Below are 21,217 nucleotides of genomic sequence, written 5' to 3' on the forward strand. Positions count from 1 at the left end.
TCGATTCACTTGAACAGCGTGTCCGGGTATTCCGGTTTCTGTTCCCGCGCCAGCAGCGCGCGCAGACCTTCTTCCGGCGTCTGCTCGCCGTGCAGCACGGCACGCACGCGGTCGGAGATCGGCAGGTCAATGCCATGGCGGCGTGCCTGTCGCATCACTTCGTCGGCAGTCTGCACCGACTCGACCACCTGGCCGATTTCGCGAACAGCATCCTGCAGCGTCTGACCACGGCCCAGGGCCAGGCCCAGGCGGCGGTTGCGCGACAGGTCGCCGGTGCAGGTCAGCACCAGATCGCCCAGCCCGGCCAGACCCATCAGCGTTTCCGGCTTGGCGCCGATCGCAGCGGCCAGGCGCAGCATCTCGTTCAGACCACGGGTGATCAGGCCGGCACGGGCGTTAAGGCCCAGCTGCATGCCATCGGCCACGCCGGTGGCCACGGCCAGCACGTTCTTCATCGCGCCGCCCAGCTCGGCACCGACCATGTCGTCGCCGGTATAGGCGCGGAACGCCGGGCCGTGCATCGCCTCGGCCACCGTCTGCGCGAACTCGGGCACGTCGCCGTGCACGGTGATCGCGGTCGGCAGGCCCTGGGTCACTTCCTTGGCGAACGACGGCCCGGTGACGACGGCCAGCGGCACGTCCTCACCCAGCACTTCGCGCGCCACTTCATGCAGGAAGCGGCCCGAACCGGGTTCGAAGCCCTTGGTGGCCCAGGCCACGCCGGCACCGGCCGGGCGCAGCGGCGCCAGCGCGCGCACGGTTTCGCCGAAGGCATGCGAGGGGGTCACCACCAGGATCCAGGCCGCGCCCTCCACCGCCGACGCCAGGTCGGTAGTGGCACGCAGGCTGTCCGGCAGCGGGATGCCCGGCAGGTAACGCGGGTTCTCGTGGCGCTGGTCGATGGCGTCGACCACGGCAGCATCGCGCCCCCACAGCACGGTCGGGTGACCGTGCCGTGCGAGCAGGCTGGCCAGCGCGGTTCCCCAGGAACCGGCGCCCAGCACGGCGATCTTGTCAGCGGGAGTGCTCATCCGTGACGTCGCGGCAGGAATCAGGCGTTGCCGGCCGGCTCGGAGTCAGCCAGCGACGGTGCGTCGCCCTGCTCCTGGCGCTGGCGCAGGGTTTCTGCGTACAGGCCTTCGAAGTTGATCGGCTGCAGGAAGAACGGCGGGAAGCCGCCGGCCTGGATCAGGTCGCTGATCAGCTGGCGCACGTACGGGAACAGGATGTTCGGGCACTGGGTGCCGAGCAGCACGTCGATCGACTGCGGGTCCAGGCCGACCAGGCCGAACACGCCGGCCTGCTTCACTTCGGCCACGTAGGCGGTGCGCTCACCGGCCTGGCAGGTCAGGGTCACGGCCAGCACGACTTCGAAGGCGTTCTCGCCCAGGCGCTGCACCTGCTGGTTCAGGTTCAGCTGCAGCTCCGGCTGCACCTGGTCATTGAAGATGGTCGGGGCGTTCGGCGACTCGAAGGAGACGTCCTTGACGTAGATCTTCTCGACGGTGAAAGCGGGGCCGGTGGCGGCATCGACCGGCGCAGCAGCGCCGTTGGTGATCTCTTCGGACATTTCCAGTAACTCCAATGAATGCAATGAAAACGATGGTCGAATTACTGCGATGGGGGCGGGATCAGGCCCATACAAGGCCGGATCCGCCACCTGCGGCAATCAGTTGCGGCCCTTGACCAGCGGCAGCTCGGCCTGCTGCCAGGCAGGAATGCCGCCGTCGAGCACGTAGACCTTCTCGAAGCCGGCCTTCTTCAGCGCCTTGGCGGCGGTTTCCGAGGCGTTGCCGCTGCGGCACACCAGCACCACCGGCGACTGCCTGGCGTTGGCCACCAGCTTGTGCTCCGGGCCGAAGGCACTGGCCTGGGCGTTGCGGCTGCCGGCAATGTGGCCCTTCTCGAAGTCACCGCTGGCCGACAGGTCGACCACCACCGTGCCGCCCGCGTTGATCAGCTGGGTCAGTTCGGCGGGCTTGATGCCCTTGAAGCCCCGGAACAGGCGGCGGATCTCGGTGACGATGATGGCCACGGTCAGGCCGACCAGGGCCGCGGACAGCATCGGGTTTCGGCCTGCAAAGGCCAGCAACTCTTCGTAATTCACTCAGGTCACGGGTCGATTAAGCGGGCGCCGATTGTCGCACAAGCCGGACGCGGCCCGTCACTGCCCCTTCCACAGGTCCGGCAGGCCGGCGGTCTGCCACCACCGCTTGGCCTCCGGGTCCCAGCGCCAGCGCTCGACCACGACCACGGTGCGCTCGGCCTGGGTGTTCTGGTTGATCACCCCGATTTCGACCCGGCGCTCGACCAGGCCGCCATCCAGCGCGGCGCTGCTGCGCTCGCGATAGGACGACACGCGCAGCTGTGCGTAGCGGTTGAGCTCGAACTCGGTCGGCGGCTTTTCCTTGCGCAGCTTCGGGTCCAGATAGCCGATCGCATCGTCCATGCTGCCCCAGCGGATGGTGGCGCCGTAGGCGATCTGGGTCTCTTCCAGCAACTTGCGCTGCTTGCGGCTGAGGTCGTCGGCCGAAGCCACGGCGCTGACCAGCAGCAGGGAACACATCAGGAACTGGATGAGGCGGCGCATCGGTGGTTTCCCCAGGACGTCAGCCTGCCATCCTACCCTTTGGCGAAGGCAACGAAGCGACCGCTGAACTCGGCGGCCGGCTTGCCATCGGCGCCGGGCTGGGTGGCGATGATGCTGATGCGGGCCTTGCGGCGCTGGCGGAAGGTATTCAGGAAGGCATCCCAGCCGCTGGCTTCGGCCGCTTCGGCATGGGCATGCAGGTCTTCGTAGACCGGGGCCAGGTAGCGCAGGTTGCTGTCGGCCACGTAGACCTCGGCATCGTGGCCGGCCAGGCGCAGGCGCAGGCTGACCAGTGCCCAGCCGGACAGGGTCAGCACCGAGGCCAGGCTGCCACCGAAGGCGTTGCCCTTGTCGTTGACGTTGGCGGCCAGCGGCGCGGTGATGCGCAGCACGCCATCGGCATAGCCATCGAGCTGGATCTGCATGGCGCGCACCGCCGGCATGCAGTCCAGCACGTCCTGCAGGGCGGCCAGCGAGGGAGTCAGAGCATCAACGGACATCGGAGCAGCGACCACGACAACGAAGGGCCCGCATAATGCAGGCAATGGCCGACCATACGATACCCACTGGCGCCGCCGGTTCCGAGCCGGGCTGGACCTTCATTTCGCTGCGACCGCAGGGCCAGAATTCCGCGCTGCGCCGCGCCGTTGCTGGGCTGGGCGGGCATGTGGTGGCCCTGCCGCCCTGGCGCCTGCAGCGCTTGAACGGCATGCCAGTGGTGCGTCAGCTGCAACGCGCGCTGAACTGCGACCGGGTGGTGTTCACCAGCCCGGCCGCGGTTACCGCGGCCGCCACCCTGCTGCCGCTGGCCAAGGCGCAACGCAGCCCGTGGCTGACCGTGGGCGAAGGCACCGCGCGCGCGCTGCGGGAGCACGGCGTCGCCGGGGTGCATGCGCCGCAGCGGATGGACAGCGAGGGGCTGCTGGCGCTGCCGGTGCTGGCGGACGTCCGCGGCCTGCGCATCGGACTGGTCACCGCGCCCGGCGGACGCGGCCTGATTGCTGCACACCTGCAGGCCGCCGGTGCCGCGATCGAACGTGCCGATGTCTACCAGCGTCGCCTGCTGCGCCTTTCGCCCCGCACGCTAGCGCGATTGGCGCATTCAGCGCAGCCGTGGGTGCTGGCGGTCAGCAGTGGCGAGGCGCTGCTGCATTTCTGGCAGCAGCTTCCGCCGACTTGGCAGCAGCGCCTGCGGGCGTCTGCCCGCGTGGTGGTTGCCAGCGACCGCCTCGGCGAACAGGCGCGGTCGCTCGGCCTGCGGCACATCTCACGCAGCGCCGGCCCCACTGCTGCGCAGCTGGTGGCCGCTGCACACGCCACGCTCACCGTCCCGGCAGCGAACTGAACAGGGACGTGGATCACGCTTGCCGCTGTGGTCGGCAACAGTGATGCTGTGCACCATGCGGCCTGCCGGACCCTGACCGGCGACGTTGCCGACAAGGAAGCCCCATGAACGAGACTTCGCCCGTTTCCCCGCCCCGTAGACCCGTGCGCTGGTTGCTGCCGCTGGCCGCTGCGGTCGTGCTTGGCGCGGGCGGCTATGCCGGCTGGTACGTCTGGCAGCAGCAACAGCATGAGCAGGAAGCGCAGGCACAGACCACGGCCGTCCAGCTGAAGGGCCTGGAGGCCACGCTGGATGCGCTGCGTCGTGACCAGCGCGCAACCAGCCAGCGCCTGCAGGACGCGGCCACCACCAACCGCGTGCTGCGCGACGAGATGCTGGGCCTTTCGCAGCGCAGTGCGCTGCTGGAAGAGAACCTTGCCAAGCTGGCCGACAGCGCCAACCAGGGCCGCCAGGCGGTACAGCGCGATGAGGCCGAACTGCTGCTGACCCAGGCGGCGCAACGGCTGAATTATGCCGACGACGTGGAGGGCGCACGCCGCCTGTACGCACAGGCGGCCACCGCACTGGCCGAACTGCCCGACGCTGATGGCCTGAACCTGCGCCAGGCGCTGGTGCAGGAGCGCGAGGCACTGGACGCGCTCGGCAGCGGCCCGCGCGTGCAGTCGCTGCAGCGTCTGGATGCTGTGGCCCGGGCGCTGCAGGGCCTACCGTCACAGATCACCAGCACGGTCGGCGGCAATGCTGCCAAGCCGTGGTGGCAGGCCACCCTGGCCCCGTTCGTGGACATCACCCCCAGCCGCCAGAACGGCCCACTGACGGCCGCCGAACAGCGCAACGCCGACGATGCACTGCAGCTGGAACTGACGCTGGCACGTGCCGCCATCGAGCGTGGCGACCGCGCGGGCCGCAACTCCGCCCTGGACCGGGTGGAACACTGGGCACAGCGACGCTGGCCGGATTCACCGGCCCTGCGCGCGCAACGTGCTGAACTGAAGGCCTTGCGCGAACTTCCACTGCAGGCCAACGACGCTGTCCTTGGCAGCACCCTGCAACAACTGCGCACCCAGACCGACCGGAGGTAAGCCCGCATGAAACCCCTGCAATCCCTGGTCGTGCTGTTGCTGGCCGTGGCCATCGGCGTGGTCGCCGCGCAATGGCTCGGCGCCGATGACCTGAACCGCTTCGGCGAGGTGACCCTGCGCTACGGCGGCTACGACTATCACAGCAACCTGCCGAAGGTAGCGCTGCTGGCGGTGATCACGGTCCTGGTGCTGTGGCTGCTGTGGAGCCTGATCGCTGCACCGTTCCGTGCCTGGGGCCGCTACCGCCGCAAGCAGGGCAGGGTGCGCCTGATCGACGGCCTGCAGGCCTACGAGCATGGCCAGTGGCAGCGTGCCGAGAAACTGCTGGACGGTGCGGCCAAGGACCCGGAGGTGAGCGCGGTGGCACTGGCCAATGCGGTGCGCAGCGCACAGGCGCGCGCCGACGGCCCCGCCGGTGAAGCACTGCTGCAGCGCCTGGGCGAAAGCGATGCCACGCTGCAGGCGCTGCTGCGCGCCGAACAGCTGTTGGCGCGCGACCTGCCGGTGGATGCGATCAACGCATTGGACGTAGCCGCGATCCAGCCGCTGCCGCCGCGCGGCCTGTGGCTGCGTACCGAAGCGCTGGCGCGTGCCGGCCGCGCACACGAGGCCTATGGCCAGCTGGGTGCGCTGCGCCAGAGCAAGGTACTGCCGGCCGAATCAAACAGCGAACTGGAAGCCCGCCTGGCCGCACAGGCGCTGCTGGAAGCGGCCGACGTCAACGCATTGGCCGCACAGTGGGAAGCCACGCCGAAGGCGCTGCGGCCGACCCCGGACGTGGTGGGCGCCTATGCCAGCCGCGCGGTGGCCCTGAACTGGGATGAGCCGGCGCTGCTGGCGCTGGAACAGGCGCTGGAACAGCGCTGGGACGACGAACTGGTGGCGCTGTACGGCCGCCTGCCGGCCGAGCGCCTGGCCACCCGCCAGGCCAACCTGGCGCGCTGGCGCAATGTGCATGATGGCTCGGCCGCACTGCATCTGGCGCAGGGCCGCGTGGCCCTGGCCCAGCAGCAGTGGGATGCCGCCGATACGTTCCTGCACGAGGCCATCGCCGCCGGCGCCGGTGCCCCAGCGTGGGAGGCACTGGGTGAACTGTTCGCGCAGCGTGGCGAACACGCGCTGGCGGCACAGTGCCTGGCCAATGCGCTGCGCCTGCAGCGCGGCGAGGACAGCGTGGAACTGGTACGCGGCAGCGAAGCGCCGCTGCGTGCCACGGTGGAAGAGCAGCCGATCGCGGTCCAGCCCCCGGTGTATGACGCCAACGAAGAGCGCGACGAATTCGGCAACCCGCGGTTGCCGTGAAGCGTGCCGACCAACGGTCGGCACCCACCGGAGAAAAAGAACGGCGCCCACCGGGCGGCGTTTTCATATGTGGAACCCGGTAGTCGCAGCGATCAGCGTTCGACGATCGCCACCACGCCCATGCCGCCGGCGGTGCAGATCGACACCAGCGCGCGGCCACCGCCGCGTTCGGCCAGCTGCTTGGCGGCGGTAGCGATCACGCGTGCGCCGGTGGCGGCGAACGGGTGGCCGGTGGCCAGCGACGAGCCCAGCAGATTGATCTTGTCCGGGTCGATGCGGCCCAGCGGCGCGTCCAGGCCCAGGCGGTTGCGGCAGTAATCCTCGCTCTCCCACGCACGCAGGGTGCACAGCACCTGCGCGGCGAAGGCCTCGTGGATCTCGTAGATGTCGAAGTCCTGCAGGGTCAGGCCATTGCGCTTGAGCATCTCCGGCACGGCCACGGTCGGTGCCATCAGCAGGCCTTCGCCATGCACGAAGTCCACCGCAGAGACATGCGCATCGCGCAGATAGGCCTGCGGCTCATGGCCGTGCGCGCGTGCCCACTCTTCGCTGGCCAGCAGTACCGCAGCGGCACCGTCGGTCAGCGGGGTGGAGTTGGCGGCGGTGAGCGTGCCACGGCCGGAGACCTTGTCGAACGCCGGCTTCAGCGTCGCCAGCTTTTCCAGCGAGGTATCCGGGCGCAGGATGTTGTCACGCTCGACGCCACGGAACGGTGCGATCAGGTCGTTGAAGAATCCGCGCTCATAGGCGGCAGCCAGCTTCTTGTGCGAGGACACCGCCCACTCGTCCTGCGAGTCGCGCGAGATGTTCCACTCCTTGGCCATGTCCTCGCAGTGGTCGCCCATGCTCTTGCCGGTGCGCGGCTCGGCCACGCCCGGGAACTCGGGCTTGAGCTCGGAGAACTTGAAGCCAGCGGTGAGTGCGCGGATCTTGTCGCCGGTGCTCTTGGCGCGGTTGGCGGCCAGCAGGCGTGCACGCAGCTTCTTGCCGTAGACGATCGGCACGTCGGAGGTGGTGTCCGAACCACCACCGATGCCCGATTCAATCTGGCCCAGCGCGATCTTGTTGGCCAAGGTGATGATGCTGTCCAGCGAGGTACCGCAGGCGCGCTGCAGGGTGATGCCCGGGGTCAGCGGCGACAGGCCGGAGGACAGCGTGGCTTCGCGGCCCAGGTTCCAGTCGCTGGAGTGCTTGATCACCGCACCCATTGCCACTTCACCCAGCTGCTGGCCATGCAGGCCGAACCGTTCGACCAGCGCACCCAGCGTACGGACCGACATGCCGAGGTTGCCGACATCCGAATACGCGGTGTTCTGGCGACAGAACGGAATGCGGACGCCACCGAGGATGGCGACGGGACGAGCGTTGGGCATGGAGATACCTGGCATGGATGAGGGTGTCTGCAACATGGCCTGCACGGCGGAGCAGGCATAATGGAGCCAAGTGTAGCTGCCGCCCTGTGATGGGCCAACCGTGGAACCATGAGCAAACCCGACCCCGCGATGAATGCCCTTGGCGTGCTGGCCCTGGAACTGGCCGGCGGTGAAATCCCCCGCCAGGCGGTGCTCAGCGCAGAACAGGCCGGTGAACTGGCCGAACGCGTCGGCCGTGACCTGTCCAAGCTGGTGCCACAGGTAGCCGAGCTGGACCTGGTGTTCGCCGCCGCCCATTTCGACCCGGCCGAAGTGCTGCGCCCGGGCTGGCCGATCCATCGCCGCCTGGAAGAACTGCAGATGCGTGCTCCGGGCCGCAACCAGGGCCCGCGCCTGCTGGCCTTCGGTACCGATGCCGAGGGTGATGTGCCGCTGCCGTTCCAGGCCGATGCCAGCCTGGTTGGCGGTGGCCTGCGCGTGGTGCCGTTCCTGCTGACCGGCAGCGATGTGGCCACCACCAACGCGGTCGCGCATGCGCTGGAAGACACCTTGCTCGCCAACGGCATGGCGCATGCCGACACCGCGCTGATGGCGCAGAACAGCTTCGGTGCGCGGATCGAACACGCACGCTACTTCACCGTGAACGATCTGGCCGCGATGATGTCGATGCAGTACGACAACCAGGGCCTGGCCGCGCTGTGGCCGCTGATCGAGACCGCGATCATGGCGCCGGGCGAGGACGAGTGGCTCAATGCCGCGCCCGAGCCGCTGCTGCGCTATACGCACGGCGAAGCACGCATGGCACTGTTCGACCCGGCCGGTTGGTGCGCGCACTACAACCACAGCAAGAACGATTGCGACCGCCTGAAGGGCATCTACGAACAGTTCCTGATGCGCCAGCGGCAGATGGCTGCGGTGCTGGAGGCACACGGCGTGCCGGTGCTGTTCGTGCACTGCGAGGCCGGGCAGGACGCGCGCGAGCTGCTGGCGCGCTGATCTGCGGATGCGCACCGCCGGGCATGGCCCGGCGCTACCGTGCAATTGCGTATCGCCGGGGCGCGACCGCCGTGCGTATTGCTGTAGCGCCGGAGTCCATGCTCGGCTCAGGTCCACCGAAGAGCAGCCGAGCATGGGCTCGGCTCTACAGGAAGCGATGCAAAGAAAAACGCCGGCTTGCGCCGGCGTTTTCCGTTTCCAGCAAAAGCGTCCTTACGGCGCCTTCTGGATCACCGCACACGCCAGGCGCGCGCCGGCGTTGCCGGTCGGCTGGGTCTTGTAGTCATCCGCATCGGCGTGGACGATCAGGCCGCGACCGATGATGTCGAAGTCATCACCCTTGCCGATGTTGACGTTGCTCGACACCGGGCCGTCGATGGTGGCCACGCCCTTGTCGTCGGCCTTGATGTTGGGCATGTCGCCGCCGTGGTGCGGATCGGTGGCGACGTTGCCGTGATCCTGCTTGCCGGGATTGAAGTGGCCGCCGGCACTCATGCCGTCCGGCGCGCTGCAGTCGCCCTTCTCGTGGATGTGGAAACCGTGCTCGCTACCCGGCTTCAGGCCCGTAACCTGGCCGGTCACGTGCACCTTGCCATCAACCACCTTGAAGGTGACGCTGCCCTTGGTCTCGTTGCCCTGGGTCGGTGCCAGCTCGGCCGTTGCCGAAGCATCGGCCGCCGGTGCCGCAGCCGGTTCCGGAGTTGCCGCCGGTCCGGTGGTGGCGCCGTCGGCCGGCGCGGCCGGCGGAGTTTCAGTCTGCGGCGTGGCGGGCTGCTGATTACAGGCCGCCAGGCCCAGCGCGGCGATGGCCGCAAACAGCGAAGTGTGGATCAGACGCATTGGAATCTCTCCCTCGATGATGCCTGCAGTGATCAGCGGACGACCCGGATCACGCCACAGGCGATGCGGACGCCGGCATTGCCGGCGGGCTGGCTGCGATAGTCGTCGGCGTTGGCATGCACGACCAGTGCACGTCCGGCGATATCGGTGGCGGCGCCTCCGCCAAGGGTAACGCCCTTGAGGTGGATATCGACGTTGGCGCGGCCCTGGGCGTCGGCACGCAGGTTGTCCATGTCGCCCAGGTGGTGCTTGCCGGTGCCGGCGCGGCCATGCGCAGCGCCACCGGGATTGAAATGATTGCCGGCACTGCTGGCATCCACCGCACTGCAGTCGCCGCGCTCATGGATGTGGAAGCCGGCCTGCTGCATCGGCTGCAGGCCACCGACCAGACCGGTGATGTGCATGCCGCCGGGCTCCACCATCAGTGCGATGCGGCCACTGACAATGCTGGCCGAGGCCGGCGCGAGATTGGCCTCGCCCTGCTTCGCAGCGCTGACCACGGTCGGCGGCGGCGGGGTGGGCTCGGCCTTCTTCGGCGTACTGCCACAGGCAGACAGCAGCACGGCGGCGGACAACGGCAGGATGGCAAAGGACAGACGCATTGAAGACTCCTTGCAGGTGACACTAAGCGTTGCATCGTCCATGAACGATCAACAGTTCGGCAAGCAGGCGCGAGGACCGCGTGCAGGGACCGTTCAATGGCCCCCGCGGCGGCGGCCAGCGCCCAGCTTGCGGGTAAGGGTATTGCGGCCCAGGCCCAAGCGGGCGGCGGCTTCGGCGCGGCGGCCATGGGTGATCTGAAGTGCCGCTTCCAGCAGCGCATGGTCGACCCGCTCGCGCACCTGCGCATGCAGCCCTTCCACGCCTTCGGCGAGCTGGCGGCGCGCCCATTCGGCCAGCAGCGCTTCCCACTGGCCTGGATCGGCACCGCTGATGCTGCCGCGACCGCCCCGCGTACGGTTCAGCGCGGTATCGACGTCGGCCACGCCGATGGTGTCGGCGGCGGCCAGCGCGGCCATCCGCCAGCACACGTTTTCCAGTTCGCGCACGTTGCCGGGCCAGTCGTGTTCGCGCAGCGCCTGCAGTGCGGCGGCGGTCAGGCGCTTGGGTGGCGTGTCCAGCCTGCGTGCGGCGGCGGCCAGGAAGGTGCTGGCCAGTTGCGCGATGTCTTCACGGCGCTCGCGCAGCGGCGGCAGCTGCAGGCGCACCACGTCGAGGCGGTGCAGCAGGTCCGCGCGGAACTTCCCCTGCGCGACCAGCCCTTCCAGGTCCTGGTGGGTGGCGGCCACCACGCGCACATCGACGCGGATCAGTTCGCGGCCACCGACGCGGAAGAACTCGCCCTGCGCCAGCACGCGCAGCAACCGGGTCTGCAACGGCAGCGGCATGTCGCCGATCTCATCCAGGAACAGCGTGCCGCCATCGGCCTGCTCGAAGCGGCCGGTATGGCGGCGCTGCGCGCCGGTGAAGGCGCCGGCTTCATGGCCGAACAGCTCACTTTCCAGCAGCTCGGACGGAATGGCAGCAGTATTGAGCGCGACGAACGGCCCATGCGCACGCGGCGATTCGCGATGCAGTGCATTGGCCACCAGCTCCTTGCCGGTGCCGGTCTCGCCGGTGATCAGCACCGCCAGCGGCGCCTGCGCCAGGCGACCGATGGCGCGGAACAGCGCGCGCATCGGTGGCGTCTCACCCACCAGTTGCGGCGGTTGGTCGCCATGCGCTTCCGGCGCAGGCGTGGGCGCTGCCAGTGCCGGCGCCACCGCCGGCAGCACGCGCTGCGCCAGCGCCACGGCATCGTCCAGGTCGAACGGTTTGGACAGGAATTCATGCGCGCCGCCGCGGAACGCACCGGCCGTGCTGGCCACATCGGTATAGGCCGACATCACGACCACCGGCAGCTGCGGCAACGCGGCCTTGAGCTTGTCCAGCAGCACCAGGCCATCGTCGCCAGGCATGCGCACATCGGTGAACAGCAGCGCCGGCGGCGCGCCTTCGCCCAGGGCCTGCAGGGCTGCCGCAGCGCTGTCGAAATCGACGACCTGGTAGCCCGCCTCGCGCAGCGCGGTGCACAGCACGAAGCGCACGGCACGATCGTCATCGACCACCCAGATGCGCTGCGGGGACGAAGAAGACTCAGACATCGCGCGGGGCCTCCTCGGCCGGGGCGGCGCCGCTGACGATCGGCAGCAGCAGGGTGAACACGGTGTGGCCCGGGCGCGAGCGGTAGGTCAGCGTGCCGCGATGCTCGCGCGCGACCTGCTGGGCCAATGCCAGGCCGAGTCCAGTGCCTTCGGCGCGGCCACTCACCAAGGGCAGGAACAGGTGTTCGGCCAGTTCCTCGGGCACGCCACGGCCGTCGTCGGCGATTTCCAGGCGCAAGGCCAACGTGTGCAGCTGTTCGGCAATGCGCGCGCCATGCTCCACGCGGGTGCGCAGGGTGATGCTGCCGGCACCGGCCTGGATTGCGTTTCGCACCAGGTTCCACACCGCCTGGGTAAGACGGTCGGCGTCGCCACGGAATTCGGGAATGCTGGGGTCGTAGTCGCGCTGCAGGCGTACTGCCCAGCCGGCCTCGTTCTCGGCCAGGCGCAGCACGCGTTCCAGCGAGGCATGGATGTTCAGTTCGGCGTGGGGTGCGGCCGGGGCCGGCGACAGCAGCTGGTCGAGCAGGCCGTTGAGGCGCTCGATCTCCGAGCCGATCAGTTCGATCAGTTCGCGCTCGCTGGCCTCGCGCTGGGCCGCGCGGCGGGCCAGCAGCTGGGCCGCACCCTTCAACCCGGCCAGCGGGTTGCGCAGCTCGTGGGCCAGGCCCTTCAGCGCCGCGCTGAGCGCGCTGGGCAGGGCCTGCGTCGGGTCCAGCCCAGGGAATTCGTCGACCGGATGTGCCTCCAGCAACCAGCCGCCATCGTCGCGGCGGCTCATCCAGCCCTCGGCGAAGCGCGGCGCCTCGCCGGGCACCGCCAGCGCCAACCGGTTCAGGCGCAGGCTGTCGCGCTCATCGCGTGCCAGGAAGTGGGCCAGCGCTTCGCCCTGCACTTCCAGTGCAGCCAGCGGCTGGCCCAGCAGGCGGCGCCCGCTGACACCCAGCCAGCGGCCGAAGGCCGGATTGCAGCCGATGATGCGGCCATCGGCCCCGGCCCAGGCCAGCGGCGTGCCCAGGGCATCGAGGGACGGCGGGGGTGCGGGGTCGGACATTGCACCAATGTAGTGCAAAATGCGGGGTTCGGGGTCAGAGCACGTTCCGCCAGAAAAGGGCTCCGGCCCCCGCCGCAGGTCGAGCGAGCTCGACCACTACCAGATGCGTGGCCGGTTACAGCTTCATGTTGAGGCCGACGAACACACTGCGTCCCGGGGCCGGCGAAAACATCGGGCGGGCGCTGTCCCAGAAGAAGCTGTCGTACCAGGCGTAGGCGTACTGGCGATTGGTGGCGTTCTTCAGCTGCAGGTCCACGCTGAATCGCGGGGTGAGCTGGTAGGCAGCACTGAGGTCGAGCACGGCGAAGCCACCGAACTTGCCGGCTACGTTGCGCTCTTCCAGGTAGTAATCGCCCTGTGCACGCGCCTGCAGGCCCAGCCGCAGCGCATCACCGGCGCGGTAATCCACGCCCAGATTGCTGATGTGGCGCGGGGTGGCAGCCACTTCGCGTCCCTGCAGGGAAACGCCGGCATCGCGGTCGTCGCGGGTGATCTTCGCTTCCTGGTAGGCGTGCGACGCCCACACCGTCCAGTCGTCGCCCAGTTGCAGGCTCAACTGCGCATCCACGCCGCGCCGGCGGGTCTTGCCCAGAATGACCGTGGTTCCGGTGGCCGGCATGTTGGATACCTCGTTTTCCGCGTCCTGCTGCCACACCGCCAGACGTGCCTGGGCGCCCGCGAACGGCTGGAACTTCAGGCCCAGCTCCATGCCGGTGTTGGTGGACGGCTGCATCGGTGCCTGCCCCGGGGTGAGGTAGGCCGGTGCGGTGGAGCCGGTCAGTACCTGGAAGGTGCGGCCCCAGTTCGCGTAGACGTGGGTGGTCTGGCCCAGGGTGTGGATGATGCTCAGCTTGGGCTGGCCGATCGTGCCGTAGTCCTGCAGGCGGCCGCTGACGCCGTTCACCAGGTGGGTGCGGCCGCTGAAGCGGTCGACGCGATAGGCCGGCACGACCTTCCAGGCTTCGACGGGCTGGTAGACGGCTTGCACGTAGGCGCCCCAGTTGTCGAAGCTGTGGCGATCATTGTTCTGCACCCGCGCCGGTGGCTGCCTGAAGTCGGTGGGTTCGGCGTAGGCGTAGCGCTCGCGGATGTAGCCGTTGTCCTGCTGCTCGTAGTTCAGGCCACCCTCGACGGTAAGCGTCGGGCTGGCCTGCCAGGTGAGCGTGCTGAGCAGGCCATGCTGCCGCTCGTCCCACACGCGGCGCTGGCGCGGCAGGTTGCCGTTGGGCACGTCGCTGAAGGTCACGCGGCGGTCGTCTTCATAGCGGTTGTAGTACAGCCGCGTGCCGAAGGTGAGCGCGTCGGACAGTTTCATGTCCAGGTGCGCGGCGATCTGGCGCATGTCGCGTTCATCGCCATCGTTGCCGTTGCGCAGGTCGCTGCCACGGCGGTGCGTACGCAGCTCCTCGGCGGTCATGAAGCCGGGTTCGTCGGCTTCGTGGTGGTACGCACGCGCGGTCAGGCCCACGCGCAGGCCGTCGTCCAGCGAGCCATGGAACCACTTGCCGCCCAGCGAATACTTCTTCGAGGCATCGTGATCGCGGTAGCCGTCGCTGGCCTGGGTGCCGACGAAATAGTTCTGCGCGAAGCCATTGGCTTCGCGGCCGACTGCCAGCTGTGCATCTCGGGTGTTGTAGCTGCCATAGGCCAGTCGCACGTCGGTGTAGGTGCCGCCCTGGCGCGTACCGAAGTTCACGTTGCCGCCGATGTTGTGCAGGCCGTAGCGCGGGTCGTTGGTACCGCGCACCACTTCGATGTAGCTGATGTCCAGCGGGAACAGCATGTCGATGAAGCGCTGGTTGCCGCTGTTGACGTTGCTGGGGATGCCGTCAATGAGGGTCTTGATCGCGTTGAGGTAGCCCTCGCCGTTGAAGGCGCGGAAGCTGACCTTGCCCGATTCGGCACCCTGCCGCGTTTCGGTGAGCTGAATGCCGGGCATCTGCCCCAGCAGCTCCCAGCTGTGCGAGACGTTGCGGTCTTCGATCTGGTCCGCGCCGAGCACGTCCACCGAAGTCAGTACCTGGTGCGCACTGAGCTGGCCTTCGCCGTGCTGGTGCACCTGCACCTTGCCGAGGGTGAGCGCGGCATCGGCGGACTGTGCGAAAGCTTCAGGGGCGAACGGCGCGGCCGCCAAGGCGGCCAAAAGGGTGGGAGTCATGGGAAGGGGCGGTTACGGTGAAATGTAATCATATAACATTTCACGTGTCCGCTTTTGCAGCGTCGAGCAAAGCTCGGCGCTACAAGGGCGGGAGCCGGGGGGATTACACCGGGTAGCCGGTGGCTTCCCGTGCCTTCTTCCAGGCGGCTTCGAATTCACGCGCGGAGATTTCGTCGTCCTCGTCGAAATCCAGGAACGACACCGGCTGGTCGGCCAGCAGGAAGCGGTCGTCGCTGTGGGCATGCTCGTCGGCCCAGACCATCCTGGTGCCGTAGATTTCCACCTGCCGCACGATCTTCTCGCCGCGCGCTTCCATCAGCACGTTGCCCTTGCCCAGGCCCGATTCGGCCCAGTGCTTGTAGTACTTCTTTGCGGCGGACTTCGCGCCGGGTTTTGCGTTGTGCTTTGCGTAGGTCATTGCAGGAGCCCTGGCCGCTGGCGCGGCCGGAAAGTGCGGAATGGCGCCATTATCGCCCGACCTCGCAGCGCGCAGGTGGGCGCTTCAGCGGGCCGGCGCTGGCAACGCCACGCCCTTCGGCCACAACATCCAGATGTTGCCCTTCTGCTTCATGTCGCCGGCCAGCTTGCCCGCAGCTTCGCCGCTGCCCCAGTACAGGTCGGCGCGCACTTCGCCGGCGATGGCACCGCCAGTGTCCTGCGCGGCCACCGGGCGCACCACCGGGCTGCCGTCCGGGCGCGTGGTGGACAGCCACAGCAGGCTGCCCAGCGGTACCACGGTGCGATCCACCGCCACGCTGTAGCCGGCGGTGAGCGGTACGTTCAGTGAACCACGCGGACCTTCCGGGCTGTCCGGAGTGCGCACGAAGAACACGTAGCTGGGGTTGCTGCGCAGCAGTTCCGGCACGCGCGCGGGATGGGCCCGGGCCCAGGCGCGGATCGCGTCCATGGTGACGTCTTCCTTCTTCAGCTGGCCCTGGTCCACCAGCCAGCGACCGATCGCGCGATAGGGGTGGCCGTTCTGCTCGGCATAGGCCAGCCGCACCTGCGTGCCATCAGCCAGGCGCACGCGGCCGGACCCTTGGATCTGCAGCAGCTGCAGGTCCATCGGGTCGGTCAGCCAGGCCAGCACCGGCGCCTTTACGCCTTTGGCGGCGATGGTGCCGGCATCGTCATAGGGCTTGAGCACCTTGCCCTCAACCCGCCCGCGCAGGCGCTTGCCCTTCAGTTCCGGGTAGAGGCTGTCCAGCTGCACCACGATCAGATCATCCGGCGTGCCGTACACCGGCACCGTGGCCTTATCGGTACGGGTAAGGCTGCCGGGGTAGATCGGCTCGTAGTAACCGGTGATCAATCCGTCGGCCTGACGGCCACCAGCACGCAGCGCATAGGCATCGAGGTCGCGCTGCAGGAACTGGCGGATCGCGGCCGGGTCCTTGTCTGACACGGCTGCGGCGGTGGCACAGGGCTTGGCCCAGGCAGCGTCGTTCTTCAGGCGGGTGCAGCTGCTGCGCCAGGCAACGAAGCCGGCCTGCAGATCGCTGTTTGAGACCGCTGGCAGGGCTTTCCAGTCGACCTTGGCGTAGGTGGCCGCCGGCGGTGAGGTCGCCGTGGGCGCTTCGGAACCCGTGCGGGGAGCGGTGGTGGCGCAACCGGCGAGCACCGCCGCTGCCAACAGGGTCCAGTGCTTGCGCTTGAAGAAGGTAGCGGAATCGATCATGCCGCCATGGTGGCGGGCCGGCCGCTGGGCGGCAACCCGGCGCGGGGTCAAGCGTTCATGCGCGGAGTCACGGCATCTGCAGCAGCAACGAATGCAGGATGCGGGCGTCCTCGGCATCCAGCGCCTTGGGCAGGTCGTCGCGGCCACGGAAACGGCGGTGGAAGGCGGCGACGGTGGCTTCTCGGTTGTCCAGTGGATAGCCGAAGCGGGCCAGCGCATTCCACGCGTCGAAGCCTTCCGGTGCCGCGCCGTCGGCCGCGCGCGGCCACACGCCGAAGCCGGCCTCGGCCAGCTGTTGCCACGGGAAGAAGCGGCTCGGATCCTGCTTGCGCGTCGGTGCCAGGTCGGCGTGGGCGATCACCTGGCGCGGCGGGATGTTCAGGCGGGTGGTGAGGTCACGCAGCAGCACGATCAGCGATTCGATCTGCGCCGCACTGAACGGGCTGCGGCCATCGTTGTCGAGCTCGATGCCGATCGAGGCCGAGTTGAGATCGGTGATGGTGCCCCATCGCCCGGCGCCGGCATGCCAGGCACGGCGCTCATCGGCGACGAGCTGGTAGCGATGGCCATCGGCGCCGATCAGGTAGTGCGCGCTGACCGGTCCACCGCTGTTGGCGGTACGCAGCGTATGCAGGCTCTGCTGCACAGACTTCTGCTCGGTGTGGTGGATGACGATGATGACCGGCGTGCGCGCGTTCTGGTTGGGCGACGGCACCCACGTGGCGAGCGGGTTGCGCGTTTCCCGTGGCGTGGAAGCGCAGGCGGCCAGCAACAGGCAGGCCGAGAGCATCAGGGGGGTGCGGATCGGGTGCATGCGTTTGATTGTGCGCGATCGCGCGCGACGGTGCATGACGCGGTACCGACCAACGGTCGGTACCCACCTAGTCAAAGCGGAGTGCCGACCCAAGCTTGGCACCTACCAGAACCAGGACAGGGGAAGTGCCGACCAACGGTCGGCACCCACCACGTCAGTACGCCGCTACCTCAGGCCTCGTAGGCAGACTCGCCGTGCGAGGTGACATCCAGGCCGGTGCGTTCGGCCTCTTCGGTCACGCGCAGGCCCACCACGACCTTTACCAGCAGCAGGATGGCCGCGGTCACCACCGCCGACCACAGCACGGTCAGGCCGACGCTGACCACCTGCACCCACACCTGGTGGCCGATATCCAGATCGGCCTTGGTGCCGCCCAGCGACTGCGCGCTGAACACGCCGGTGAGGATCGCGCCGACGATGCCGCCGACACCATGCACACCGAACACGTCGGCGGTGTCGTCCACCTTCAGCAGGCGCTTGAGGCCAGTCACGCCCCACACGCAGATCACGCCGGCGACGAAGCCGATCACGATCGCGCCAAGCGGGCCGACCGTGCCACAGGCCGGGGTGATGCCGACCAGGCCGGCCACCGCACCCGAGGCTGCACCCAGCGCCGACGGCTTGCCCTTGCCGATCGCTTCCACCAGGGTCCAGCCGAGCACGGCGGCGGCGGTGGCCAGCACGGTATTGAGGAAGGCCAGCGAGGCCACCGTATCGGCGGCGGCGGCGGAACCGGCGTTGAAGCCGAACCAGCCTACCCACAGCAGCATGGCGCCGATGTAGGTAAACGGTACGTTGTGCGGCTTCAGCGCGGTCTGGCCGTAGCCCAGGCGCTTGCCGACGAACCACGCGCCGACCAGGCCGGCCACGCCCGCATTGATGTGGACCACGGTGCCACCGGCGAAGTCGATCGCGCCCAGTTCACCCAGGTAGCCGCCGCCCCAGACGATGTGCGCCATCGGGATGTAGCTGAGGGTGAACCACAGTGCCGAGAACAGCAGTACCGCACGGAACTTGATGCGCTCGGCGAAGGCACCGACGATCAGCGCGGTGGTGATGCCGGCGAAGGTCGACTGGAAGGCGACGAACAGGTAATCCGGCAGGCCCTTGATCGGCGTATTGCCCACCGACTCCGGAGTGAAGCCCTTGAGGAAGGCGAATTCGGTGAACGAGCCGAAGAACGGATTGCCGGCGCTGAACACCGCACTGTAGCCATAGGCCACCCACAGCAGCAGCACCAGCGAGAACACCACCAGGATCTGGCTGAGCACCGACAGCACGTTCTTCGAACGCACCAGGCCGCCATAGAACAGGGCCAGGCCTGGAACCACCATCAACAGCACCAGCAGGGTGGAGGTGAGCATCCAGGCGACGTCGCCACGATCATAGGCAGCGGCCGCTTCGGCCACGGCCGGCGCGGCGGCGGTGGCGGCCGGATCGTGCAGCGGCTCGACCGCCACGGTTTCGCTCGGCAGCGGCGACACCTGTGCCTGGGCGTGGGCGCTGCCCGGCCAGGCACCAGCGGCCAGCGCGCTGAGCAGCATCAACAGGCACACCAGATGGAACCGGGCTTGCCACCCGGTGAGAAGGCGCATCTTCATGGGGGAGTCTCCGGAAGGGGGCTTACAGCGCGTCGGCGCCGATTTCGCCGGTGCGGATGCGGATGACCTGCTCGACAGCGGTCACGAAGATCTTGCCGTCACCGATCTTGCCGGTGCCGGCAGACGACTGGATCGCTTCGATCACCGCGTCGGCACGTTCGTCGGTGACGACGGTTTCGATCTTGATCTTGGGCAGGAAGTCGACAACGTACTCGGCACCGCGATACAGCTCGGTGTGGCCCTTCTGGCGACCGAAACCTTTCACTTCGGTCACGGTGATGCCCGACACGCCTGCATCGGACAGGGCCTCGCGGACCTCGTCGAGCTTGAACGGTCGGATGATGGCGGAGATCAGTTTCATGCGCATGTCCCGAGGGTGGATGGGGCCAGCGCGCCAGCGCGCGTTGGCATCAGGCAACCACGGGTCATCAGGATGATGACCGTGGCTGTTGCACCGGACACGTACAGGGCCGGGACGGCCGTGGCTCTCTCCTTGCACGACCGACGCGGGAGGGAGGGCGGCCCTGGTCGCGTATCCGGTCTTTCTCTTGCCCCTGGATAAGCGGGCCAAAGGCCCGCGTTCCAATGCAGCGGACTGACAGTCCGCTCTACAACGGCGGGCCTGCGGCCGCCTTGCGGCTCCCCAGCCGCGAGAACAGAAGCGATGGCGGCGGGTGGGAGGGGAAGCCCACCGCCATCGCATCCGGTCAGCTGGCGTAGTACAGCTGGTATTCCAGCGGGTGGGTGGCCGCGCGGAACTTGGTCACTTCCTGCATCTTCAGCGCGATGTAGCCGTCGATGAAGTCATCGCTCATCACGCCACCGGCCTTCAGGAACTCGCGGTCCTTGTCCAGCGCTTCCAGCGCCTGGTCCAGCGAGGAGCAGACCTGCGGGATCAGCTTCTCTTCCTCCGGCGGCAGGTCGTACAGGTCCTTGTCGCTCGGTGCACCCGGGTCGATCTGGTTCTTGATGCCGTCCAGGCCGGCCATCATCAGCGCGGTGAAGGTCAGGTAGCCGGACTGGATCGGGTCGGGGAAGCGCATTTCGATGCGGCGCGCCTTCGGATTGGACACCCACGGAATGCGGCACGAGGCCGAACGGTTGCGGGCCGAGTAGGCCAGCATCACCGGCGCCTCGAAGCCCGGCACCAGGCGCTTGTAGCTGTTGGTGCCCGAGTTGGCGAAGGCATTGATGGCCTTGGCGTGCTTGAAGATGCCGCCGATGTACCACAGCGCCAGCTGGCTCAGGCCACCGTAGCCGTCACCGGAGAACAGGTTGGTGCCGCCCTTGGACAGCGACTGGTGCACATGCATGCCGCTGCCGTTGTCACCAACGATCGGCTTGGGCATGAAGGTGACAGTCTTGCCGTTGCGATGCGCGACGTTCTTGATGACGTACTTCATGCGCAGCAGCTCGTCGGCCTTCTGCACCAGGGTGCTGAACTTGGTGCCGATCTCGCACTGGCCGGCGGTGGCCACTTCGTGATGCTGCACTTCCACTTCGATGCCGACCTGTTCGAGGGTCTTGCACATCTCGGCGCGCAGGTCGTGCAGGGTGTCGGTCGGCGGAACCGGGAAGTAGCCGCCCTTCACGCCGGGACGGTAGCCGCTGTTGGCGCCGTCATACTTGGCGCCGCTGTTCCATGCCGCTTCTTCCGAGTCGACCTTGAAGAAGGTGTTGCCCATTTCGTTGGCGAAACGGACCGAGTCGAAGATGAAGAATTCCGGCTCCGGGCCGAAGAACGCGGTTTCAGCGATGCCGGAGGACTTCAGGTAGGCCTCGGCACGCTTGGCGATGCCGCGCGGGCAGCGGCCATAGGCCTGCATGGTGGCCGGATCGAGGATGTCACAGCTGATCACCAGGGTCGGATCGGCGTAGAACGGATCGACGTAGGCGCTGGACGGGTCCGGCAGCAGCACCATGTCCGATTCGTTGATGCCCTTCCAGCCGGCGATCGAGCTGCCGTCGAACATCTTGCCTTCTTCGAACAGCGACGGCTCGACGATGCTGACCGGGAAGGTGACGTGCTGCTCGACGCCACGCATGTCCACGAAACGCAGATCGACGAATTCGATCTGGTTGTCCTTGATCAGCTTCTCAACGTTTTCCACGGACATCGGTACGACCTCGGATGGGGATGAATGCCTGCTGAGGTACAGCAATGACCGTGCCAACTTTTTGCGACCCGCAAGTCGTTGATTTCCCTAAGCCCGCCCCGCACCGGTGCGGGACAGCGCGCA

At 68.0% G+C, this 21,217-nt stretch carries 21 protein-coding genes; 4 read left to right on the top strand and 17 right to left on the bottom strand.

Annotated elements, in window-relative coordinates:
- Positions 1-5 precede the first annotated feature (5 nt).
- The 5 genes from AC5P7R_RS06840 to AC5P7R_RS06860 all read right to left on the bottom strand — a co-directional run bounded on the left by AC5P7R_RS06840 (position 6) and on the right by AC5P7R_RS06860 (position 3,090).
- A complete protein-coding gene (locus AC5P7R_RS06840) occupies positions 6-1,031 on the bottom strand; it encodes an NAD(P)H-dependent glycerol-3-phosphate dehydrogenase (RefSeq protein WP_021204061.1) in 1,026 nt (341 codons plus the stop codon).
- Between the two features lie 20 nt (positions 1,032-1,051).
- Positions 1,052-1,570 (bottom strand): protein-export chaperone SecB, encoded by a 519-nt coding sequence (gene secB / locus AC5P7R_RS06845; protein ID WP_005407596.1) that lies wholly within the window; start codon positions 1,568-1,570, stop codon positions 1,052-1,054.
- A 99-nt stretch (positions 1,571-1,669) separates the two neighbouring features.
- Positions 1,670-2,107, bottom strand: coding sequence for a rhodanese-like domain-containing protein (locus AC5P7R_RS06850; protein WP_058980222.1), 438 nt, complete (start codon positions 2,105-2,107; stop codon positions 1,670-1,672).
- A gap of 57 nt (positions 2,108-2,164) precedes the next feature.
- The gene (locus AC5P7R_RS06855; RefSeq protein WP_058980224.1) at positions 2,165-2,590 is read right to left on the bottom strand and encodes a hypothetical protein; all 426 of its coding nucleotides are present in this window, start codon (positions 2,588-2,590) and stop codon (positions 2,165-2,167) included.
- Between the two features lie 32 nt (positions 2,591-2,622).
- A complete protein-coding gene (locus AC5P7R_RS06860) occupies positions 2,623-3,090 on the bottom strand; it encodes a YiiD C-terminal domain-containing protein (protein WP_478436140.1) in 468 nt (155 codons plus the stop codon).
- 35 nt (positions 3,091-3,125) lie between these two features.
- Here AC5P7R_RS06860 and AC5P7R_RS06865 point away from each other — a divergent pair, with 35 nt between their 5' ends.
- From AC5P7R_RS06865 to AC5P7R_RS06875, 3 genes are all read left to right on the top strand, one after another.
- The gene (locus AC5P7R_RS06865) at positions 3,126-3,935 is read left to right on the top strand and encodes a uroporphyrinogen-III synthase (RefSeq protein WP_021204065.1); all 810 of its coding nucleotides are present in this window, start codon (positions 3,126-3,128) and stop codon (positions 3,933-3,935) included.
- 104 nt (positions 3,936-4,039) lie between these two features.
- A complete protein-coding gene (locus tag AC5P7R_RS06870) occupies positions 4,040-5,017 on the top strand; it encodes a uroporphyrinogen-III C-methyltransferase (RefSeq protein WP_495213803.1) in 978 nt (325 codons plus the stop codon).
- Between the two features lie 6 nt (positions 5,018-5,023).
- On the top strand, positions 5,024-6,319 hold the full coding sequence (locus AC5P7R_RS06875; RefSeq protein WP_495213804.1) for a heme biosynthesis HemY N-terminal domain-containing protein: 1,296 nt from the start codon (positions 5,024-5,026) through the stop codon (positions 6,317-6,319).
- A 92-nt stretch (positions 6,320-6,411) separates the two neighbouring features.
- On the opposite strand, the gene AC5P7R_RS06880 is transcribed toward AC5P7R_RS06875, so the two are convergent.
- Positions 6,412-7,707: an acetyl-CoA C-acetyltransferase gene (locus AC5P7R_RS06880; RefSeq protein WP_495213805.1), complete on the bottom strand. Its 1,296-nt coding sequence runs from the start codon at positions 7,705-7,707 to the stop codon at positions 6,412-6,414.
- Between the two features lie 93 nt (positions 7,708-7,800).
- Between AC5P7R_RS06880 and AC5P7R_RS06885 the strand changes: the two genes are divergently transcribed.
- Entirely contained in the window at positions 7,801-8,688 is an 888-nt protein-coding gene (locus tag AC5P7R_RS06885) for a hypothetical protein (protein WP_019661928.1), read from the top strand.
- A 213-nt stretch (positions 8,689-8,901) separates the two neighbouring features.
- On the opposite strand, the gene AC5P7R_RS06890 is transcribed toward AC5P7R_RS06885, so the two are convergent.
- The 11 genes from AC5P7R_RS06890 to glnA form a co-directional block, all read right to left on the bottom strand.
- The gene (locus AC5P7R_RS06890) at positions 8,902-9,528 is read right to left on the bottom strand and encodes a superoxide dismutase family protein (protein ID WP_134729766.1); all 627 of its coding nucleotides are present in this window, start codon (positions 9,526-9,528) and stop codon (positions 8,902-8,904) included.
- A gap of 32 nt (positions 9,529-9,560) precedes the next feature.
- Positions 9,561-10,130, bottom strand: coding sequence for a superoxide dismutase family protein (locus AC5P7R_RS06895; protein ID WP_019661930.1), 570 nt, complete (start codon positions 10,128-10,130; stop codon positions 9,561-9,563).
- Positions 10,131-10,223: 93 nt separating this feature from the next.
- Entirely contained in the window at positions 10,224-11,672 is a 1,449-nt protein-coding gene (gene ntrC, locus AC5P7R_RS06900) for a nitrogen regulation protein NR(I) (RefSeq protein ID WP_134729770.1), read from the bottom strand.
- Entirely contained in the window at positions 11,665-12,726 is a 1,062-nt protein-coding gene (locus AC5P7R_RS06905; protein WP_111097744.1) for a two-component system sensor histidine kinase NtrB, read from the bottom strand. The genes ntrC and AC5P7R_RS06905 overlap by 8 nt, the downstream gene beginning before the upstream one ends.
- 115 nt (positions 12,727-12,841) lie before the next feature.
- The gene (locus AC5P7R_RS06910) at positions 12,842-14,884 is read right to left on the bottom strand and encodes a TonB-dependent receptor (protein WP_134729772.1); all 2,043 of its coding nucleotides are present in this window, start codon (positions 14,882-14,884) and stop codon (positions 12,842-12,844) included.
- 103 nt (positions 14,885-14,987) lie between these two features.
- Complete coding sequence (locus AC5P7R_RS06915; RefSeq protein WP_021204073.1) at positions 14,988-15,302, bottom strand: hypothetical protein; 315 nt, start codon at positions 15,300-15,302, stop codon at positions 14,988-14,990.
- A gap of 84 nt (positions 15,303-15,386) precedes the next feature.
- The gene (mltA, locus tag AC5P7R_RS06920; RefSeq protein ID WP_026347252.1) at positions 15,387-16,562 is read right to left on the bottom strand and encodes a murein transglycosylase A; all 1,176 of its coding nucleotides are present in this window, start codon (positions 16,560-16,562) and stop codon (positions 15,387-15,389) included.
- Positions 16,563-16,629: 67 nt separating this feature from the next.
- Positions 16,630-17,376, bottom strand: a complete 747-nt coding sequence (locus AC5P7R_RS06925; protein ID WP_478436139.1) for an N-acetylmuramoyl-L-alanine amidase — start codon at positions 17,374-17,376, stop codon at positions 16,630-16,632.
- 170 nt (positions 17,377-17,546) lie between these two features.
- Positions 17,547-18,977: an ammonium transporter gene (amt, locus tag AC5P7R_RS06930; protein ID WP_021204076.1), complete on the bottom strand. Its 1,431-nt coding sequence runs from the start codon at positions 18,975-18,977 to the stop codon at positions 17,547-17,549.
- Between the two features lie 22 nt (positions 18,978-18,999).
- Positions 19,000-19,338, bottom strand: coding sequence for a P-II family nitrogen regulator (locus AC5P7R_RS06935; RefSeq protein WP_004134334.1), 339 nt, complete (start codon positions 19,336-19,338; stop codon positions 19,000-19,002).
- Positions 19,339-19,684: 346 nt separating this feature from the next.
- Positions 19,685-21,094 (bottom strand): type I glutamate--ammonia ligase, encoded by a 1,410-nt coding sequence (gene glnA / locus AC5P7R_RS06940; protein WP_019661939.1) that lies wholly within the window; start codon positions 21,092-21,094, stop codon positions 19,685-19,687.
- Positions 21,095-21,217: the final 123 nt, after the last annotated feature.

This window comes from Stenotrophomonas sp. YJH_SMC_27 (assembly GCF_059369815.1).

What these genes read in the sequence shown, in the direction of transcription:
- AC5P7R_RS06880 (WP_495213805.1), bottom strand. Translation starts at nt 7,707, where the DNA reads ATGCCAGGTATCTCCATGCCCAACGCTCGTCCCGTCGCCATCCTCGGT.
- AC5P7R_RS06895 (WP_019661930.1), bottom strand. Translation starts at nt 10,130, where the DNA reads ATGCGTCTGTCCTTTGCCATCCTGCCGTTGTCCGCCGCCGTGCTGCTG.
- amt (WP_021204076.1), bottom strand. Translation starts at nt 18,977, where the DNA reads ATGAAGATGCGCCTTCTCACCGGGTGGCAAGCCCGGTTCCATCTGGTG.
- AC5P7R_RS06910 (WP_134729772.1), bottom strand. Translation starts at nt 14,884, where the DNA reads ATGACTCCCACCCTTTTGGCCGCCTTGGCGGCCGCGCCGTTCGCCCCT.
- glnA (WP_019661939.1), bottom strand. Translation starts at nt 21,094, where the DNA reads ATGTCCGTGGAAAACGTTGAGAAGCTGATCAAGGACAACCAGATCGAA.
- AC5P7R_RS06885 (WP_019661928.1), top strand. Translation starts at nt 7,801, where the DNA reads ATGAGCAAACCCGACCCCGCGATGAATGCCCTTGGCGTGCTGGCCCTG.
- AC5P7R_RS06890 (WP_134729766.1), bottom strand. Translation starts at nt 9,528, where the DNA reads ATGCGTCTGATCCACACTTCGCTGTTTGCGGCCATCGCCGCGCTGGGC.
- AC5P7R_RS06860 (WP_478436140.1), bottom strand. Translation starts at nt 3,090, where the DNA reads ATGTCCGTTGATGCTCTGACTCCCTCGCTGGCCGCCCTGCAGGACGTG.
- ntrC (WP_134729770.1), bottom strand. Translation starts at nt 11,672, where the DNA reads ATGTCTGAGTCTTCTTCGTCCCCGCAGCGCATCTGGGTGGTCGATGAC.
- AC5P7R_RS06905 (WP_111097744.1), bottom strand. Translation starts at nt 12,726, where the DNA reads ATGTCCGACCCCGCACCCCCGCCGTCCCTCGATGCCCTGGGCACGCCG.
- AC5P7R_RS06925 (WP_478436139.1), bottom strand. Translation starts at nt 17,376, where the DNA reads ATGCACCCGATCCGCACCCCCCTGATGCTCTCGGCCTGCCTGTTGCTG.
- AC5P7R_RS06855 (WP_058980224.1), bottom strand. Translation starts at nt 2,590, where the DNA reads ATGCGCCGCCTCATCCAGTTCCTGATGTGTTCCCTGCTGCTGGTCAGC.
- AC5P7R_RS06915 (WP_021204073.1), bottom strand. Translation starts at nt 15,302, where the DNA reads ATGACCTACGCAAAGCACAACGCAAAACCCGGCGCGAAGTCCGCCGCA.
- AC5P7R_RS06870 (WP_495213803.1), top strand. Translation starts at nt 4,040, where the DNA reads ATGAACGAGACTTCGCCCGTTTCCCCGCCCCGTAGACCCGTGCGCTGG.
- mltA (WP_026347252.1), bottom strand. Translation starts at nt 16,562, where the DNA reads ATGATCGATTCCGCTACCTTCTTCAAGCGCAAGCACTGGACCCTGTTG.
- AC5P7R_RS06865 (WP_021204065.1), top strand. Translation starts at nt 3,126, where the DNA reads ATGCAGGCAATGGCCGACCATACGATACCCACTGGCGCCGCCGGTTCC.
- AC5P7R_RS06935 (WP_004134334.1), bottom strand. Translation starts at nt 19,338, where the DNA reads ATGAAACTGATCTCCGCCATCATCCGACCGTTCAAGCTCGACGAGGTC.
- AC5P7R_RS06840 (WP_021204061.1), bottom strand. Translation starts at nt 1,031, where the DNA reads ATGAGCACTCCCGCTGACAAGATCGCCGTGCTGGGCGCCGGTTCCTGG.
- AC5P7R_RS06875 (WP_495213804.1), top strand. Translation starts at nt 5,024, where the DNA reads ATGAAACCCCTGCAATCCCTGGTCGTGCTGTTGCTGGCCGTGGCCATC.
- secB (WP_005407596.1), bottom strand. Translation starts at nt 1,570, where the DNA reads ATGTCCGAAGAGATCACCAACGGCGCTGCTGCGCCGGTCGATGCCGCC.